Source organism: Petroclostridium sp. X23 (genome assembly GCF_030013905.1).
Lineage (GTDB): Bacteria > Bacillota > Clostridia > SK-Y3 > SK-Y3 > X23.
Window position 1 is genome coordinate 1,944,825 of record NZ_CP124862.1, and the last position, 18,029, is coordinate 1,962,853.

The 18,029-nt window shown below is 38.9% G+C and carries 12 protein-coding genes; 2 read left to right on the forward strand and 10 right to left on the reverse strand.

Annotated elements, in window-relative coordinates:
* Positions 1-225: 225 nt before the first annotated feature.
* A complete protein-coding gene (locus QKW49_RS09450) occupies positions 226-1,290 on the reverse strand; it encodes a TRAP transporter substrate-binding protein (RefSeq protein WP_282867300.1) in 1,065 nt (354 codons plus the stop codon).
* A 386-nt stretch (positions 1,291-1,676) separates the two neighbouring features.
* Between QKW49_RS09450 and QKW49_RS09455 the strand changes: the two genes are divergently transcribed.
* On the forward strand, positions 1,677-2,060 hold the full coding sequence (locus QKW49_RS09455; protein WP_282867301.1) for a BlaI/MecI/CopY family transcriptional regulator: 384 nt from the start codon (positions 1,677-1,679) through the stop codon (positions 2,058-2,060).
* Between the two features lie 18 nt (positions 2,061-2,078).
* Complete coding sequence (locus QKW49_RS09460) at positions 2,079-4,346, forward strand: M56 family metallopeptidase (RefSeq protein ID WP_282867302.1); 2,268 nt, start codon at positions 2,079-2,081, stop codon at positions 4,344-4,346.
* Between the two features lie 209 nt (positions 4,347-4,555).
* Here the strand turns inward: QKW49_RS09460 and QKW49_RS09465 are convergent, their stop codons facing one another.
* From QKW49_RS09465 to QKW49_RS09505, 9 genes are all read right to left on the reverse strand, one after another.
* Positions 4,556-6,757, reverse strand: a complete 2,202-nt coding sequence (locus tag QKW49_RS09465) for a tetratricopeptide repeat protein (protein ID WP_282867303.1) — start codon at positions 6,755-6,757, stop codon at positions 4,556-4,558.
* A 268-nt stretch (positions 6,758-7,025) separates the two neighbouring features.
* A complete protein-coding gene (locus QKW49_RS09470) occupies positions 7,026-7,577 on the reverse strand; it encodes a hemerythrin domain-containing protein (protein ID WP_282867304.1) in 552 nt (183 codons plus the stop codon).
* A gap of 12 nt (positions 7,578-7,589) precedes the next feature.
* On the reverse strand, positions 7,590-8,219 hold the full coding sequence (locus QKW49_RS09475; RefSeq protein ID WP_282867305.1) for a hypothetical protein: 630 nt from the start codon (positions 8,217-8,219) through the stop codon (positions 7,590-7,592).
* A 503-nt stretch (positions 8,220-8,722) separates the two neighbouring features.
* On the reverse strand, positions 8,723-10,864 hold the full coding sequence (gene speA, locus QKW49_RS09480; protein ID WP_282867306.1) for a biosynthetic arginine decarboxylase: 2,142 nt from the start codon (positions 10,862-10,864) through the stop codon (positions 8,723-8,725).
* Between the two features lie 324 nt (positions 10,865-11,188).
* Complete coding sequence (locus QKW49_RS09485) at positions 11,189-13,006, reverse strand: carbon-nitrogen hydrolase family protein (protein WP_282867307.1); 1,818 nt, start codon at positions 13,004-13,006, stop codon at positions 11,189-11,191.
* A 2-nt stretch (positions 13,007-13,008) separates the two neighbouring features.
* A complete protein-coding gene (gene tpiA, locus QKW49_RS09490) occupies positions 13,009-13,773 on the reverse strand; it encodes a triose-phosphate isomerase (protein WP_282867308.1) in 765 nt (254 codons plus the stop codon).
* Positions 13,774-13,898: 125 nt separating this feature from the next.
* Entirely contained in the window at positions 13,899-15,902 is a 2,004-nt protein-coding gene (locus tag QKW49_RS09495; RefSeq protein WP_282867309.1) for an FAD-dependent oxidoreductase, read from the reverse strand.
* A gap of 19 nt (positions 15,903-15,921) precedes the next feature.
* Positions 15,922-17,127 carry an MFS transporter gene (locus tag QKW49_RS09500; protein ID WP_282867310.1) on the reverse strand — a complete coding sequence of 402 codons (1,206 nt, stop codon included), beginning with the start codon at positions 17,125-17,127 and terminating at the stop codon, positions 15,922-15,924.
* The gene (locus QKW49_RS09505; RefSeq protein WP_282867311.1) at positions 17,124-18,026 is read right to left on the reverse strand and encodes an NAD(P)-dependent oxidoreductase; all 903 of its coding nucleotides are present in this window, start codon (positions 18,024-18,026) and stop codon (positions 17,124-17,126) included. Before QKW49_RS09505 ends, QKW49_RS09500 begins: the two co-directional genes overlap by 4 nt.
* Positions 18,027-18,029: the final 3 nt, after the last annotated feature.

The window sequence follows — 18,029 nt, forward strand, 5'->3', positions numbered from 1 at the left end:
AAAAAATAGCTTAACTTAACGCGTATGATCTGTAGATAAAAAACTTAAATATTCAAAATATAATAATAACGTTTAGAAAACAAAACAAGAACATTCGTTAGCATGGTATATCTATTTACTGTCAATACTAACATAATCGAAAACGAATGTTCTTGTTTGAAGGTAGTAATGCACATTAATAGGAAGCTATCTCATTTTAAATAACCTATTAAAATGAAGGCTGTACTATCGAGCCTCATTAACTGCATCATAAATATCTTGCGCGTTATTCTTAGTAATAAATGTATTAACCATATTTTCTGTTGCCTTTCTCAATTCATTTAAATCAATATCATTAAAGACTACACCTTCTGCTTCCATTTCCTTTTTGAATTGCGCATCTATTTCTTTATTGGCCTTATAGAAATGCTTTGCTGCATCTTTTGCGGCTTCAACTAATATTGTTTGTGCATCTTGCGGAAGCTCATTAAACACTTTTTGACTGATATTAATTGTATTGAAAGTTAAGTTGTGTTTTGTTTCTGTCCATTTTTTAGCTACTTCATATACTTTGATTGAATGTAAGAATTCTTTGTGGCCTTCCATTCCATCTACTACCCCGGTCTGAATTGCCGTGTATGCTTCTCCTGAAGGAATAGCAGTTGGAGTAGCCCCTAAAGCTTTAAAGGTTTCAATCAGTACCGGTGATTCAGGCGTTCTAACTTTTACCCCTTTGAAATCCTCTAAAGAAGTAATTGTCTTAGTTGCCAGCAATGTACTTCTAAAGGCAACTGGAATAATTGAAAGCGTCTTTATTTTAGAAGCTTGTTCAATTTTCTTTTGGATCATCGCTTCAACCCCACTATCGAGGGCTCTTTGTCCATGGTCAATATCATCAAAAATAAACGGTAAATCTAAAATACCTATTGCTAAATCATAATTCGCAAACATTCCCAAATCGGCATAGGACATGTCTAATGAGCCTAGCTCAAGCGCCTCTAATAATTCTCGCTGTCCACCCAATTGTCCATTAGGATAATTTTCAACCGTAATATTTCCTCCGGATTTTTCGTTAACTAACTCAATAAATTTTTCAATAAATTCTCTATTGGTAGAATGAGTTTCTGATACGTGGTGACCTAGTCTCAAGACAATCGGTTTCTTAGTACTTTCTTTCGCAGTGTCTTTTGACCCCTCACTTGCGGGTTGTTTTGTTTCTTCATTTGTCATCTGCTTTGTCCCACATCCAGCCAATGACAATGAAAGAATAAGCGTAAGAACTAAAATCAGGGCTATTCCTTTTCTTTTCATAACTTCACTCCTTTTTTTATTGGTTAATACATTATTATAATAGCAAATCATTTTTTAGCTTTATATAGACAAATGTTTTATTTTATTCACTTTACTAATATTTATAATTTTGATAAAAATAAAATAGCACAATGATGTTGTGCTATTTTTTAAGGATAGCCTAAGTGGAACTGCAAGTATATCCGATTTATGCAATAAACTTCAAGTGCATAAGAGTTCATTTATAAGCTGAGTAATCCGATATAAATCAGTAAGTGAAGCCAGGTTAACTCATCCTTCTAAAAACACCCATTATGTAATAAAACTATTGACAAATTTTGTTTACACATGTAAACTTATTATGAAAGTTTACATGTGTAAACAAAATTTGATTGGGGGGATACACAATGAAGAACATTCCTAAAATATCAGAAGCGGAATGGGAAGTGATGAAGTTAATATGGAAAAATAATCCTATCACATCTGACATACTAATTTCTATACTTACTGATAAGATGCGTTGGTCATCACAAACAGTCAAAACATTTATCAATAGGCTATTAAACAAAAAAGTAATTGACTATGAGAAATCAGGAAGATGTTATATGTATTACCCTTTGATTTCTGAAAAAGACTGTATTAAAGCAGAGAACAAATCTTTCCTTGAAAGGGTATATGATGGAGCTGTAGGGATGCTTTTTACCAATTTTTTAGAACAAGAATCTTTATCAGCAAAAGAGATAGAAGCACTGCAAGAGCTTTTAGAAGAAAAGAAAAAAAAGAATTCCTAATGTTAAGGAGAAAATAAAATGGACATTTTGAGTACAGTCTTCTTACGGATTTTATATTCATCCCTTACAGCCAGTATTATTATACTAATGGTATTACTGCTAAAAAAGATTCTAAAAAATCGTATTGGTATAAGATTATATCATGCTTTATGGCTTTTAGTACTCGCAAGACTTTTATTACCCGTTGTTCCCGAAAGCCCTCTGAGTCTGTTTAATCTTATGCCATTGAAAAATCAAAACATATTCAATACTTATTACAGTAATTCCGTTAATATTCAAAAATGGATATTTAGCCGGAATAGCAAAGGATACTCTCCTTCTTCGAGCTATGATGCTAATGAACCTTATGATGATTCAGTTTTTTCTGATCAACCAAGTGGTAATCAATCTACAAGCAATGATCGAACTCAACACTCAAATATCATGCATTATATGCTTAAGATAGTATCATTCATATGGCTGATTGGATTTATGTTAATGGCTATTGCTATCTTTATAACGGCTGTCAAGTTAAGAATAACGCTTTCAACTTATGATAGAATAACTGACCGGAATATCTTATCTTTACTAGAAGCATGCACCAAAAAGGTAGGGATGAAAAAACAGATTTCCGCTTATGTAGATAAATCATTTAAAAGTCCTTGCATTATAGGGATTATAAACCCCAGAATATATTTACCTCGTGAAACTCTGAATATAGCGAAACAGCAACAACTCTTACATATTTTTCTTCATGAATTGGTCCATTATAAAAGAAAAGATCTATTCTATAACCTTCTTGGCACATTAGCAGTTACCCTACATTGGTTTAATCCCATGGTATGGCTTGCAGTGAAGAAAATGAAACTGATCCGCGAACTCGCATGTGACACTTGTGTGTTGGAGATTCTGGGAGAACAGGAATCCGTATCCTATGGTATGACAATATTGAATATTTCAAAGCTTTTTACAAACGATTGTAAACAATTAAGTCTGCTTAGCTTTTTCCAAACGGACAAACAAATCGAGAGGAGAATACATATGATAAAAACGTTTAAAAAAGGGTCATATAAGATATCTGTAATTGCCATGCTATTTTTTATATTGGTAAGTGCAGGTACTTTAACAAATGCAGCAAGTTCTAAGAAAGTTTCAGATGATTTCACCGCAATCATCAAAGATCCGATTAATGTACCGGCAGTCAAAAACACCTCAGATAATAAGAGTGAAAGTGAAACCGGAAAATTTCTCATTGATGCGCCGTTAAAATCATATACTGATATCAATAAAGTGAATGAAGTTGCAGGTTTTAAATTTAAAGTTCCTGATGATCTCCTGCAAGGAAATAAGGCAAGCGCGCTCCACCTAAAAAAAGTATCGGATTCCAGTAATATGCTGGAGATATTCTATTCTAAGAAAGATACACGCTCTATAACATTTTCTTTCTACGCTTCAGACGCAGATATCTTAGAGCTTTTAAAAGAAACTGACGGCAGAGGGCCGGGCAAGGATGATAATAATGTCTATAATATAACGGAACACTTCAACATCGGAGAAATAAGCGGTAGAATATTAACAATCGACAAAACACTCGGATCATTGGAACTAAATTCCAAATACTTTGTATTTACAAATGACCGGTTATGGTATGGTATAAAATTTTTTGAAAGCTACAAATCATCTAGTGGAAAGTTGACAAAGCGTTTTGAACTTTCTTTTGATGATATCGAGGTCATTATAACCTCTTTAAAATATCCTCAAGAAATCAACGATACAAACTATAAGATTCAGGCTGAAGCTTCAACAGAAGTCGGTCAGATGGCCATATATGACAAGGACGACTTAGAGAATACCAAAGGTTTACTCGAGTTCACCCCGAAATTCCCTTTAACCCTTCTAGAAAATATAAAAGCAGTAGATGCGTGGGTAAATATTTCGTCAGAATGGAATGGAAACCAAGAAAATAAAAACTATGAACTGAACATATTCTATCAACCGGAGGAAAATGGGACAATCGTATTTACACAAGGGAAAATCAATAAGCATTATGACGACCTAAAGAAACAAGGTTATTTCGAATTTATTGAAGGCGAAGACCGCAAAATTAAAAGAGTCAACAGTGAAATGCTAACTATTGCCGGAATGCATATATACAAATATCAAAACAAATTTAGTCCTGAAGATCCGGACTGCTTCAATTACCTATGGAAAGAAAACGGTATATACTACGATGTTTTCTTTTATGGAGAGACATCACATCATGAAGAGATACTTAATGAACTTATTGAAGAACAACCTGTAAAATAGACTTGAAATGTCTTTCCGCAAGGATATACTCAAATAGTCATCAGAATAAATTTTACTTTGGTGCTACTACTGTAGGAGGTGACCATCGGTCGTTTGCAAATACCGCAGATTACCAATACCGATGACCAATGGCCTCCCCTACCATCATAACAGCCACAAAATTCTACATAAATTGTTTTGTAAAAAATAAAAAAACTTTAAAGTACCTACTATTGTAAATCATCAATTGCTTTGAAATAATCTTCTATATTATCACTTTCAACATATATGTCCGGTTCAATATGGTCATTTAGGATATTTTTTTGTCTTACATTCCAATAGTGATTGACGATAAAAAGCATTACTTTCCTTTTCGAGTTCTCATAAACGTACTGACCTACGCCTTTTCCATACGTTTTTTGTCCTATTATAGTAACATTGTTCAAAAAAGTTTTTAACCCTAATGTCGTTAATTCCGAAGCACTTGCAGTATACTCGTCAACAAATATATATATCTTCTTGAATTTAGTTTGTGAGGCATCTGAATAAAAATCGTAAGTGTAGCCATCTTTATATATCAGATAACTGGTTTTACATTCCGGAAGCATTTCATTAAGGATATTGGTCGCGCTATCCGTAACACCACCTGTGTTAGATCTTAAATCAATAATAAGCGTCTTATTCTGTGTATCTTCTATAGTATCCATCAGCTCAATAAAGCGTTCATCAGTATTGCCATTAAAACTTAGAATCCTAGTATAATAAAGATGATCGCTCATTTTCATAAGCGCTATATCTTCTTCCTCGTTACTTTTTACATAATCATAATCTTTACCACTTACTACAAAAGTAAACTGGTCCTCTGCCATTTTGATATCCTCAACAAAGTTGTTAATCTCTTGGTCAGTAATATTGGCATTGTCCTTCAGTGTAGCTATTTTAGACTTAATATCAATGGAATCATCGTAATACAAATAATTGTCTACAAATAATTCCTCCAACTGCTTTATAAACGGCTTATCTTTATTTTCAACTTCTGTCTTTATCCATAACGCTTGTTGATTATCCGGGTTAATATCCAAACATTTATCCACATACTCCTTCGCTTTGCCAATATTATCATCTCTATAATATGCCATTGCAATGAAGGACAATGCACTATCATCTTTGTCGTTAATACTTACCAGTTCTCCGTATGTTTTTATAGCCTCATCAAATTTGTCGAGCCCGTAATAGCTATCGGCTATGTACCAAAGGATACTCTCATTTGCATCAAATTTATCGCGGATACTATTCCCTACTTCTATACACTTTGAGTATCTGTGAGTAATGTATAAAGCAAACATTTTATTCAGATATGCATCAAGATAATTCTTATCAAGTTTTATCGCGGTATCGAAATATTGTACTGAGTCCTTATACAGCGTTTCGTCCAGATAAAGCATTCCTATAATATTATATAGCTCTGGATCTTTCTTATTGTTATTGATTGCTTTTAGACAATATTCCTTTACTTTGTCAAAATTCCCTTGCGCACTGTAGCTATATATAATTCCATAATATAACTCAAGCTCTTTAGGATATTTTTTTAATCCGGGAATGAAATATTCGAGTACTTTATCATAATTACCTGCATTAAACGCTATTCTCCCCAACTTTGACAAGAAGCTTATATCATCAGGAAAAAGTTTACTTGCATCTTCGTAAAACTTCATTATTTCATCATAGGTACTCGTATATTCAAGGATATTTCCTTTAGCTAAATACAAATCGCTTATATCCGGCTGTTTTTCTATACATTGCTCAATATATTGTAAAGCCTTTTTTTCACTGCCGTTCAACAAATAGCAGATAGCTTTGTAGCACTGGGCGCCATAATCATCCGGCGTATATAATAGACATTTTTCAAATTCTCCAAACGCTTCTTTGAACTTCCCTTGAGCAAAATAGGTCATTCCCCTTCCATAATATGCATAGCTGGATTTTTCATTCATCTTAATTGCATTGTTGAATGCCTTTAATGCTTCCTCATATTTTCCCAATCCGTATAATGCGTTGCCGTAATTAACATATTCTGCATCTTCATTGGGCTGAATGGCTAAACTTTTCTCGCTGTACTCGAAGCTTTTTTGATATTCTCCCAGCTCATAATACGCCCAGCTTAGATTATTTAGAGCCGCATCATTTTGCAAACCAAGTTTTATCGCATTCTGGAATAATTTTATTGCCTCTTCATACTTCCCTTCTTGCATCAAGCTATATCCTGTCTCATTTGCTTCAACAGCTTCAATCAGCTGTTCCAAGTGCTCAGCACTTATTTGCTGACTATCCATAGTATCTTTTGTATCGATTGTTTCCGCAAAACACAAGGTATGAACTGATATTACAACGAAAGTAATGAATAGAAAAACGGTGGCCTTGACTTTTGTCATCTTATAATCCTCCAAGAACTATTATAGTTTGCAATGATGTAGTGAGGAGTGAACAATGGGGAGTTTTTGTATCCTCTCCTAACCCTCCGGTCCCCACTCCCCACTCCTTACTAGTAATATTTTTCATTAATATTGCAAACATATAAAGTATATCACATTGTAAAAATTAGGTAAATACATTCATAGAATTTTTTCTATGAATAACTAAAATCATCAAAATATAGAAAGACTGTTTCCGTAATACGTAAACAGTCTGGAATCATTCATATTAAATTTTTGCCTCAAGCGCTTCAAGTAAACCGATATATCTTTCCTGTACTTCTTTTGCCTGTGCCTCAGCTTCAAAACCAACACATTCATCATTGATTTTATCTAATGTGTTTTGTGAAAGTCCTCTTTCCGCAAATTTATAAACCACATTATCCTCTTTATCAATGTGTCGATGAAGCAAGTGTGTATAGGAAATAGCATTTGCAATGACATCCAGCTTCGCTTCCTCGTCTCCGTCCATCACTTTTCTAACTGCTGCTTCCAGTTCCTGCATATGCAATCTTCCCAAATCATGCTCCACCAGCATGCCCATACGTACTAATTTCTCTGCAGCCGGTCCCTGTTCTTCTACCATTCTATTAAAAAGTAAATCTTCCTCTTTCCCATGATGATGCTTATCTGCATAATTTCGAACGAAATCGATCATTTTAAAGAAATCCTCATACTGTATTGCCTGTCCCTTCAACATTTTATAGCAGTATTTCCGGATAACTATGAGCATTCTTTTTATATACTTATGTTCGTCTACCATCAGTTGTATGCAATCCATATTGTCTCCTCCTTATGTCCTTTGTATTTTTTGAGTGTCTGCTGAAACCTTCATATATCGCAAACCGTTACCCAATGTTTCCACAAAAGCCTTAATCCAACCTTCTCTTAAATCATAAAAGTTTTGAACATCCCCTTGCACTTCGTCCCAGTAGAACTTATGCAAGCATGCCGTTGTACGCCAAACGATTTCCTGATCATTATTATCAACTACTTCTGCTACTCTATCACAAGGCATTCCTTCCAATATAAAATCGTTTAATATCTTATACGCATCTTCAGGTGTATTGATTTTTCCTTCATATTGGGAAGCCACTGCGCTTCCTTGCTTACTAAAAAGATTCAAGAGTTCATCTTTATTAGCCTTGTTATCATTTATTATTTGAGTTATTAAGGCAGCTTGCCTTGACTCCGCTTTTGCAATAGTTTGCTGAAGCCACCCATGGATATTGGAAGTATCTATAATCTCCTCTAAAGGTTTATTGCCTGTCGGCATGCCATATCTTGAATAAATCGGCTGTAGCCATTCTTCTACAGGAAGACCGGCTTTTTTTGCCCAGCCAATGATTTCTTCTTCCAAACTTTCAGCCCAAACAATCTTATTATATAACCAATAGTGTATTTTTCCTAGAAACAAACTCATCTTTAAACTTCCTTTCCTATAGTTTTTGTATTTTTTTTACCAATATTGCTTTATGATTTTCTTTTCACTTATATTATAATCATGATTAATTATCGATACAGTAACATATGTTACCAACTCAGATAATAAGATTATAAATTTTGAATATACCACTTAATAAATGATAAGGCTGACTTGAACTATTTATAACAAATAGTATTTGTTTTATCTCTTATGATTATCAGTAAATATACTATTTGAATTCTACAATATTTATATAATTCGAATTAATTATGATTGGCAGAACAAATTACGTCTAAGGGCCAACTACTGTTGGGACGGCCATCGGCCGTCCGCCACTATCACAGATTACCCAGGCGGACGCGCACTACGCGCCCCTACACCCAGATTATCCACAGAATTTTACGGGAACCATTCTTTGAATAATATAAAAAAACAATGCTACATAGGAAGTTTATCCCATGTAGCATTGCTAGTATTAACACGTACTTATATTTAATTACTTAACGTTCATAATAAGTGTAGCCACGAAGTCCATTATCATACGCCCGCATGATTTCCCGTCTGTCGCTTGCACTAATCAGTCCGGTACGGACCGCTTCTTCTGCTTTCTCGCGGAAACTTACCAGCATATCTTTCGGGTCAAACTCAACATAAGATAATACATCCGCTACGCTGTCTCCGTGAATTTCTTTTACCAAGTCATAATTGCCGTCGGGATTGACCCTGACGCTGACTACATTGGTATCTCCAAATAGATTATGAAGATCACCTAGTGTTTCCTGATATGCACCGACCAAGAAAACACCCAGGTAATAATCATCCCCGTTTTTCATTTCATGTAAAGGCAGTGTGGTTCGGACATCATGAAGATCTATAAAATGGTCGATCTTTCCGTCGCAATCACAGGTGATATCGGCTATTACCACATTGCGCTTGGGCAATTCCAATAAGCGGTGTACCGGCATAAGCGGAAACAACTGATCAATCGCCCAACTATCCGGTATAGACTGAAATACCGAAAAATTGCAATAATAAATATCTGCAATAGCGCTTTCGATATCTTCTAAATCAGGTGGAGCATTTTTAAGCTTTTTCTTTTCTTTTGCAATTTGATTGATAATATTCCAGAAGATCTTTTCCGAAAACGAGCGGTCACGCAGGCTGATCCTTCCATGTTTAAACATATCGCGGATCTCGTCACGGTAGTAAAGTGCATCATTATAGCACTCCTGGATATTTTTTAACGTAATGTTTTTATAAACCTCATATAGGTTTTTAATCTGCTCCGATGTATTGTCATCAAGTTTATCCGGCAGCTGATGCTCCTCAAATGTTTCCACATCCAGTACATTAAATAGCAATACTGAGTAATATGCTACCGTCGTTCGGCCTGACTCAGTCACAATCACAGGATGAGGAATATCACTTGTGTCCAGTATGGACATTACCGCCTCAACGATATCGGTACAGTACTCTTGTACCGTGTAGTTACGGCTATTGGTATAATTGGTGTTTGAGCCATCATAATCAACCGCAAGTCCTCCGCCCAAGTCCAAATAACCCATGGGCGCGCCCTCTTTTACCAACTCGGCATACACGCGGGCGGCTTCCAATACTGCTGAACGAATGTCCCGGATATTAGGTATCTGGGAACCAAGATGGTAGTGAAGCAGTTTGAGACAATCCAGCATGTTCTTCTCTTTCAAAGTATCTACCATAGATATAAGCTGAGATACATTCAAGCCAAATATACTGCGGTCACCGCCGGATTCAGTCCAGTGACCTCCGGCTTTTGCGGAAAGTTTGATTCGAATACCTATATTCGGCTGAACCCCTAACGCCTGTGAGCGCTCCAGCACAAGATCAAGTTCCCTTGGGATTTCAATAACAAAAAAACATTTGAATCCCATTTTCACAGCATATAGACCCAAATCAATAAATTCTTCATCTTTGTATCCATTGCAAATCAGGCAGGCTTCCTTATCTTTCATAAGGGAAAGTGCTGCCACTAATTCGGCTTTACTACCTACTTCCAAACCATGGTGATAGCGCTCACCAAATTTGGTCACTTCCTCAATGACCTGCTGCTGCTGATTAACCTTAATAGGATAAACACCACGGTAAGCACCTTTATAGTTCAACTTCTTAATCGCATCATTAAAAGAATTATTAAGAAAAGAAATCTGTGAATCCAACAGGTTTTCGAAACGCAACAATACCGGCATATCAAGCCCACGTTCACGCACACCTGAAATAATATCCATTATACTAATTGCAGCGGAATCATTTCCCTCGTAAGGGTTTACTAATACCTCTCCTTTATCAGAGATCGAAAAATAACCGGCACCCCAGTTTTTAATACCGTATAGTTCTTCAGACTTTTCCTTTGTCCATCTACCTAAAAGTTCTGTTTTATTCATGACCTCTTCCCTTTCATATATATAATCAGCCGCCGCCCTCTCAACGGAAAGACCGGTTCTTTCAGCAATCCTATCTGACTCGGTATTTATTCTTAAGTCCCTCAGTTCATAGCTCAATTTTATATAGTACACTGCTCTATTAACAGTACCTAAATAATTAAGCATCAACCCCTGGATTTCCAAGCCTTTCCACATCTTTAGAGGCAGAACTAAGCTATCCACAGCAAACAATATCATATTGATATTATGTTGTCAACAAGGATAAAAAAGATTGTTGTTCATTTGGTGTATGTAAAAAAAGGATAAGATCATATAAATATATATTAGCAAAATACTCCTACCGTCTATAGCTGATGCACCAAACACTCCAAAAATCAGTAAATTTTTTCTATTATTTGCAGCATTCTCTATTTTGCCGATTTTTGACCTATAAATACGTAAAGAAATCCAACAAAAAAAGCGTGCATCGGAATAAATTATACAATTGTTTAGTTCAACTTATATAATCAAAATATATCCGAGTTTCTTTTATATGATTTGTTAAGATTATTTTGGGGAATCAGCTTTAGTCAGTAAAGCCTTTTTCAACATTTCAAGTTTCTTATATTCATTAGCATATAACTGCGGCTTAAACTGCGATGAATCAAACCCCAAACCGGACATATCCAAATTAGTGATATACATATGAGGCTCCGTCATGTAGGGTGCTCTATTTGTTCCATTCATATTAATGGGGGCGCCCCAGCGCGGATTATTTGTTTTAGTATGCTTTGTAATAGTAACACTGGAACCGCCATATACGGCAAAAGGATTATTCTCAAGTTCTTTTCCCAAAAGGTTGGAACTAACCACAGCCATTCCATCCCGAATGGTATAGGAACCCATTCGTCCTTGCCGATACCATGGTAATTTGGAGGGATTATACTGCCCCCCATAATTGGTTGCAGTAAGATGGATTAAAATGGTACATCCATTTGCAGCATAATACCGTCCTAGTTCAGGCACATTATGCCCATCCATACATATGCTAATTCCCATCTTGCCCCATTCGGTCTCAAGCATATTAGGTTTTGTACCATCAGTAGCCCACTTTATTTCATCGAGGATACCATGAATCTTTTGAAAGGATGCCTGTTTACCATCAGGAGACAGAATAGCAGCGGAGTTGTAAATTCTTCTGTTTTTTATTTCCGGAAAACCGTAAATAATATACATTCCATATTTTTGAGCATATTCCGACAATAAATTTGACGATTTTCCCGGCAGAACTTCTGATTCTTTAAACTGCATGGTATTTCCATCATCCGCCGGTTCGGAATAAGCATAACCTGTAAGAGCCATTTCAGGGAATACTATCATATCTGTTTTTTCCTTTGCTGCCTGTTCAATATATTGAATCATCATGCGGAGATTGGCGGCTTTATTCCCCCATGTTGTAACACATTGTACATTTGCAACCCTAGGACCTTTGGCAACTGTACTTGTATATGTTAGTTTTCTGCCTGATGACACTTTATCCGCCAGTTCCTGATACAATTCGGAATACAATTGAGGTTTGAAGAATGTGGCAGTAATGAGGCTCTCAGGAGAAATGGAAGTTAAATCCACACCGGCGGTATATAAACCCGGTTCGGTATTATCTGCTTTTCCGGCCATGTACTTGATGTAATGAGGTATCGGACTGATAACGCAACTTCCGCCGGCAAACTTGTTACTGCCGTTGGGCCCACCTGCTCCGGTCAAATTTGCACTTGCACAAATCATTCCATCTCTTGAAACTAAATGTTCCAGGTGCGTCGAATAGTAGCATTGAAAGTTATCAAAACTTTCCAAAGCAGAAAGATTCAAATAAGCAATGCAGCCGTTAGCTCGATAAATCCTTGCTATTTCCGGTGAACAGTATGTATCCTGGCTAATCCCAACACCCATTAATCCCCATTCCGTATCCAACATCATGAGTCTCTGTCCAGAGATACACCAATCACCTTCTACCGGATGAATTTTGCGGTAGGAGGTTACTTTGCCTTCAGGGGAGCAGATGAAAGCGGAATTATACGCATGCTTCAAATCATCATTGACAGTTTCGGTTCCGCCATATACTATCCACATTTCAAACTTTTTTGCAAGCTCTGAAATCACCAATGCAGAAGGTCCATCTGTTGATTCTGCATTGGCAACAGCATATTCGGAATCGCCAGATGAACAATATCCTGCCAAAGACATTTCAGGAAATACAAGCACTTGAACATTCTTGGTATGCGCCTCATTAATATATTTTCTCATCCGGTTCAAATTGTCAGTTTTATTTTCCTTTATAGCTTCAAAATTTACAACTGCAATATTAACACTTTGTTTTTTATACACCCTTATTGCCTCCCTCCCTTCTGGAAATTTACTACCTTCGCAAAATCCTCCACATCTTTCGTGGCGGCCCCGACAAGTCCTCCATCAATTTCCGGTTGTGCAATAATCTCTCCCGCATTGTTTGGACGCATTGAGCCCCCATACAATAGACGCACCTTCTGCGCAAGTTTATTGCCATAGTTTCTTTCAATTGCACTACGTATCATACTGAGCGTATTGTTTGCTTCGTTAAGCGCCGGCATAACCCCCGTACCAATAGCCCATATCGGTTCATAGGCAATTACCGTCTTTTCGATTTCTTTATCGGTAAGCCCGTTAAGTGCCATCAATACCTGATAAGAAATCTTGATATCGGCATAACCACTATCACGCTCTTCCTTCATTTCTCCCACGCAGACAATCGGCTTAAGTCCGGATTTTACGGCCGCTTTCGTCTTGAGGTTTATCGTCTTATCGTTTTCGCAAAAGTATTGCCTGCGTTCCGAATGACCGATAATCACATATTCAACGCCAATAGCCATCAGCATTTGGACAGAAAGTTCTCCGGTATATGGTCCGCATTCGGCAAAGTGTACATTCTGGGCCCCAAGGCGGATGTTTGTTCCTTCTATAATCGGCTTGATATATGAACAACAAATAACCGGCGGCATTACTATAATATCACAAGCTGCGTCCTTTACAAGTGGAATCAGGGCCCTTACATATTGAACCGCCTGTTCGGGTATTCGGTTCATCTTCCAGTTCCCTGCAATCATAGGCTTACGCATATTCATCCCTCCATTTGCATTATTTAAACAATACGGGCTGTCCCGCCACCGCTACAGCCTTCTCAACTGTCAAGCAACCAAACAGCCCATGAATGTATTCTTAGTGTAAAACCCCTGCCTGCCTATTAAATATGCAAACCAATGTACCAGCCTTCCCAAATAGCATCATGAATCTTTCTAGGCTGCTTACAGTCGCCGATTTGGTATAGCTCGCCTGCAGTACCAAGGAAGCTGCTATACACTTCATTATTGGCCTTTACGCCGGTTGCCATAACAACGGTATCACACTTAATAGTATTTATTTCCATTTTCTTGGTGATCACTTCTATGCCGCTGTCAATAATACGGTATAGTCTCTGATCCACCATTTTTTTAACGCCAAGCTCGTTGAGTTGATCGATGAGCATGTTGCGGTTGCAACGGATCATACCGGTCTTTACGATATCATCCTGCAACTCAACGATGGTAACCTTAACCCCCTGCTGTGCCAGCCAGAGTGCGGTTTCCGAGCCTTCTATACCACCGCCGATGATGGCAACGCAGCCTTTTACCTGTTTCCCTCCACGAAGAAGCTCACAGCAGGTCACGACATTGCTCTTGTTTACACCTTCAACCTTTGGAAGTCTGTATGTGGAACCGGTGGCTACGACAACTGCATCAGGGTTGAGTGTTTTGAACACATCCATATCCACCGGGCAACCGAATTCCACTTTAATATCCATCTGGGAAATTTGACGACGGTACCATGCAACAAGGCGCTTGATATCATCTTTGAAATTCGGCACCCCAGCCTCCAGCAAATGACCGCCGAGCTCATTGGTCTTTTCAAATATGGTCACATCATGTCCACGCTGGGCGGCAATACGTGCAAATTCCATACCTGCCACACCGCCACCGGCAATTAGGATCTTCTTGGACCTGTATGCAGGTATGATCTTATTGATCTCTTCCCTGCTGCAAGCAGGATTTACCGAACACGAGAGGAATCTTCCCTGTCCAGTACGCTCCATGCAGCCGTCATGGCAGCCAAGGCATGGACGGATTTCTTCGATTTCATCACGCGCAATCTTATTTGGCCAGTCGGGATCCGCCAGCAGGTCACGTCCAATCGCGACCATATCGGTCTTTCCCTCAGCGATTGCCTGATCAGCAAGCTCCGGCATACCAAGCCGTCCGGCTACCATGACCGGAACCTTGACGGCAGTCTTAATGGCAGCGGTAATGTCTACACCGTAACCATGCGGCATATAATACGGCGGATGAGACCAGTAGGAACTCTCATAGCAGCCCATATCGATTGAGAAGCCATCATATCCAGCCTCTTCAAGCAGCTTGGCCTGTTCAACCGAGTCCTCAATTTCACGGCCTATCTCATTCATACCCGTATGCAACGCCCCCTTAAAGGGAGCCTCCACAAAATGCTTGACGCCCATGCGGTAAGTAACGGTAAAATCTTCACCTGCAGCCTCTTTGATAGCCCTGAGTATCTCTATCGGAAAAGTCAGCCTCCCCCTTAAATCTCCACCATATTTATCAGTACGACGGTTCCATACAGCAGTGGTAAATTGGTCGATAAGATAGCCTTCATGACCATGGATCTCAATACCGTCCGCTCCGATAGATTTTGCAAACACCGCAGCCCTACCGAACGCTTCTACAATCTGCTCGACTTCCTTGGTGGTAAGTGCGCGGCAACATACATTCGGCATAAAAAAGCAACGGTTCTCAGATGCAGATACAGGTTGCACACCGGATTTAATGGTTTCGGCAGGCGTTACGCGGCCCGGACCGGCAGACAGTTGAAAAAAGATTTTACTGTCGTAAGCATGTATGCGTGCCACCATTTCACCCAGCATCCGGATTGACTGAGGGCTGAAGAAACACCACTTCCTGAGATTTTCTTTCTTATTGATGCACTGTTCCACTTCATATTCTACCTTATAGACACCCGTGACAAGTAGGCCGGTACCACCGCGGGCACGCTCAGCAAAATACTCAACCATAGTCATGGTAGTCTGCCCTGTAATAGGGTCCATTTGCGTGGAATTGTTGATAGGCGCCATCGCGATACGGTTCTTGATGATCGTGCTTCCGATTTGAATTGGCTTAAACAAGTGCTTGTATTTCATGATTTATTCCCTCCATTATTTATTGAGTATTCTTATTGACCCCTAAGCATATTGCCGCTATCCCAAGTAACGGTACAAGGCCAATAACGGCAAAAATCATCTCATATCCCCAGAGAGTAGACATAATTCCAACAAGAAGTGAAGTCAACCCGTGACCAACCTCAAACGCTGCCAGAAAAATCCCAAGGCCCGACATTTTTCCCTCTTCCGGCAGATAATCCAGCACTAAACTTACAAGCGGAGTATATACCGCACAGGTTCCGATACCGTTGAGCAGAGCAGGAAGAATCAAATCCGTCTGTTGGTTAAGAAGTGCAAGTCCCATTGTGCCCGGTACCATAAATGCAAAGGAGCTAATCAAAAGCCACTTACGACCGATCTTATCCATATATCGCGGCACAAATCCTCGTAGAGCGATATTCGTTGCGGAATAGATCGTAAAGAACAGGCCGGCATTATTTAGCCCCTTCTCAACCCCAAAAGGGATGAGGAATGTAAGCAGCAGCCCATTTGTCATTCCCCAAGCAACATTGGCAAAAAACAATAGAAGAAACGGCGCAGTAAAAATCACTTTCCAAACGCTGTTACAAACCGCTTTAATGCAGTCCGGAGCAGAAATCTCCTGTCTTCTGGGCAGTTTTGACATTATACAGGCATTCAGTAAAATTCCCCCGATGCTGATTGCAATAAGCGTAAGATAGAGTGGCTGAAAACCCCATCGGTAAAGTATTTCCTGGCTCATCGTCGGAGCCACCGCCGTAACAAGTACGGTTTTGAATCCGGCAAGATTGATCATATATTTATTTTGCTCATGCATCTGCGAACGAAGCAGGAAAATCGGTACACTTATTGTACTCATGGTTGAATAGCCAATACCTGTTAGTACTATGCCAAGGATTCCAATTCCCAGAATTGAACTGCCTGCACTGACAAAATGTGCAAAAGAAGAAAGTATTGTAAGTATTGCCGTATAGAAATACATCGGCTTCGGACCAACTTTATCCAGTGCAAAACCTACTGCAGGTTTAACCACCAGACCACATATTACCAGAACTGTTGATAAGATACCAGCCATAAAAGTAGTACCTCCCAAATAGAGGATGAACAATGAGATGGTACTTTTCATTGCCATAAGGCAAAGCATTTGGGCAACACAAGAAGCAAACAGCAGCAATGTGATACCATGACGACGAATAAATTCTCCGCTCATTTCTGCCCCTGTCATTCCTGTTGATCCCTCCACGAATACTGCGGTTCATAACCAAGCACTCTCCGTGCCTTTTCGATGCCGTAAAGCGCAGCATTTGGATTTTCTACAAACACTGCCGGGTACTTCAGTATCGGAACATCCGGGAAATAACGCCTAATCAGCTCCAGAGACGGTACAGAGCATGCACATTCTTTTGCTCCAATATTGAATGGCTCAAATCCGAATCCGGGCTGTTCAGCGATATACTGGACCGACTTTGCAAATGCCTGTGCAACATCGTATACATGTACATACTGCCACATAAAATCCCGCATGGTCATATTGCCAACGAAAACATGCTCAGGATTGTGAATATTGTCGTAAAGTTTCTTCCAGTTTTCAGTTCCGGGATTCATTACAGTTGCAATGCGCAAAGCAATGCAATCCATATTATAAAGACGGCTATATGCCTGCAAAAAATTTTCCCCTATAATTTTCATGCTGCCGTAGTTACGGTCAGGAATCCGGGGTATTTCCTCATCTACCGGAAAATACGCCGGATTAAAAGGCAAGGAAGGGCGGAGCAGAGCATATGTTGAAACGGTACTGGCAAACACAAAACCCTTTACACCGTTCTTGGCGGCCGAGTCAATCACATTAAATACACCTTCAACATTGCTCTTGAAGAGTTCTTGAGACTTGCCATTCTCTACAGGAATCGCCGCAAGGTGAATGACATAATCTACACCGGAAGTAGCCGCGAGCATCTCGTCATAATTGATGATATCGCCCTTTACATATTCAACTTCCGAAATCGCACCCGTAATCATGTCTGCAACCCTGACCTGCATACCCAGAGACATTAGCTTTGCGGTTACACGGCGGCCAATTCGTCCGCAGCCGCCTGTAATCAATACTTTTTTTATCCTATCCATCTT

Bases quoted from the DNA above. Each gene is read 5' to 3' on its own strand.
- QKW49_RS09475 (WP_282867305.1), bottom strand. From the start codon at position 8,219: ATGAGTTTGTTTCTAGGAAAAATACACTATTGGTTATATAATAAGATT.
- QKW49_RS09495 (WP_282867309.1), bottom strand. From the start codon at position 15,902: ATGAAATACAAGCACTTGTTTAAGCCAATTCAAATCGGAAGCACGATC.
- QKW49_RS09505 (WP_282867311.1), bottom strand. From the start codon at position 18,026: ATGGATAGGATAAAAAAAGTATTGATTACAGGCGGCTGCGGACGAATT.
- QKW49_RS09500 (WP_282867310.1), bottom strand. From the start codon at position 17,127: ATGACAGGGGCAGAAATGAGCGGAGAATTTATTCGTCGTCATGGTATC.
- tpiA (WP_282867308.1), bottom strand. From the start codon at position 13,773: ATGCGTAAGCCTATGATTGCAGGGAACTGGAAGATGAACCGAATACCC.
- QKW49_RS09450 (WP_282867300.1), bottom strand. From the start codon at position 1,290: ATGAAAAGAAAAGGAATAGCCCTGATTTTAGTTCTTACGCTTATTCTT.
- QKW49_RS09455 (WP_282867301.1), top strand. From the start codon at position 1,677: ATGAAGAACATTCCTAAAATATCAGAAGCGGAATGGGAAGTGATGAAG.
- QKW49_RS09460 (WP_282867302.1), top strand. From the start codon at position 2,079: ATGGACATTTTGAGTACAGTCTTCTTACGGATTTTATATTCATCCCTT.
- QKW49_RS09465 (WP_282867303.1), bottom strand. From the start codon at position 6,757: ATGACAAAAGTCAAGGCCACCGTTTTTCTATTCATTACTTTCGTTGTA.
- QKW49_RS09470 (WP_282867304.1), bottom strand. From the start codon at position 7,577: ATGGATTGCATACAACTGATGGTAGACGAACATAAGTATATAAAAAGA.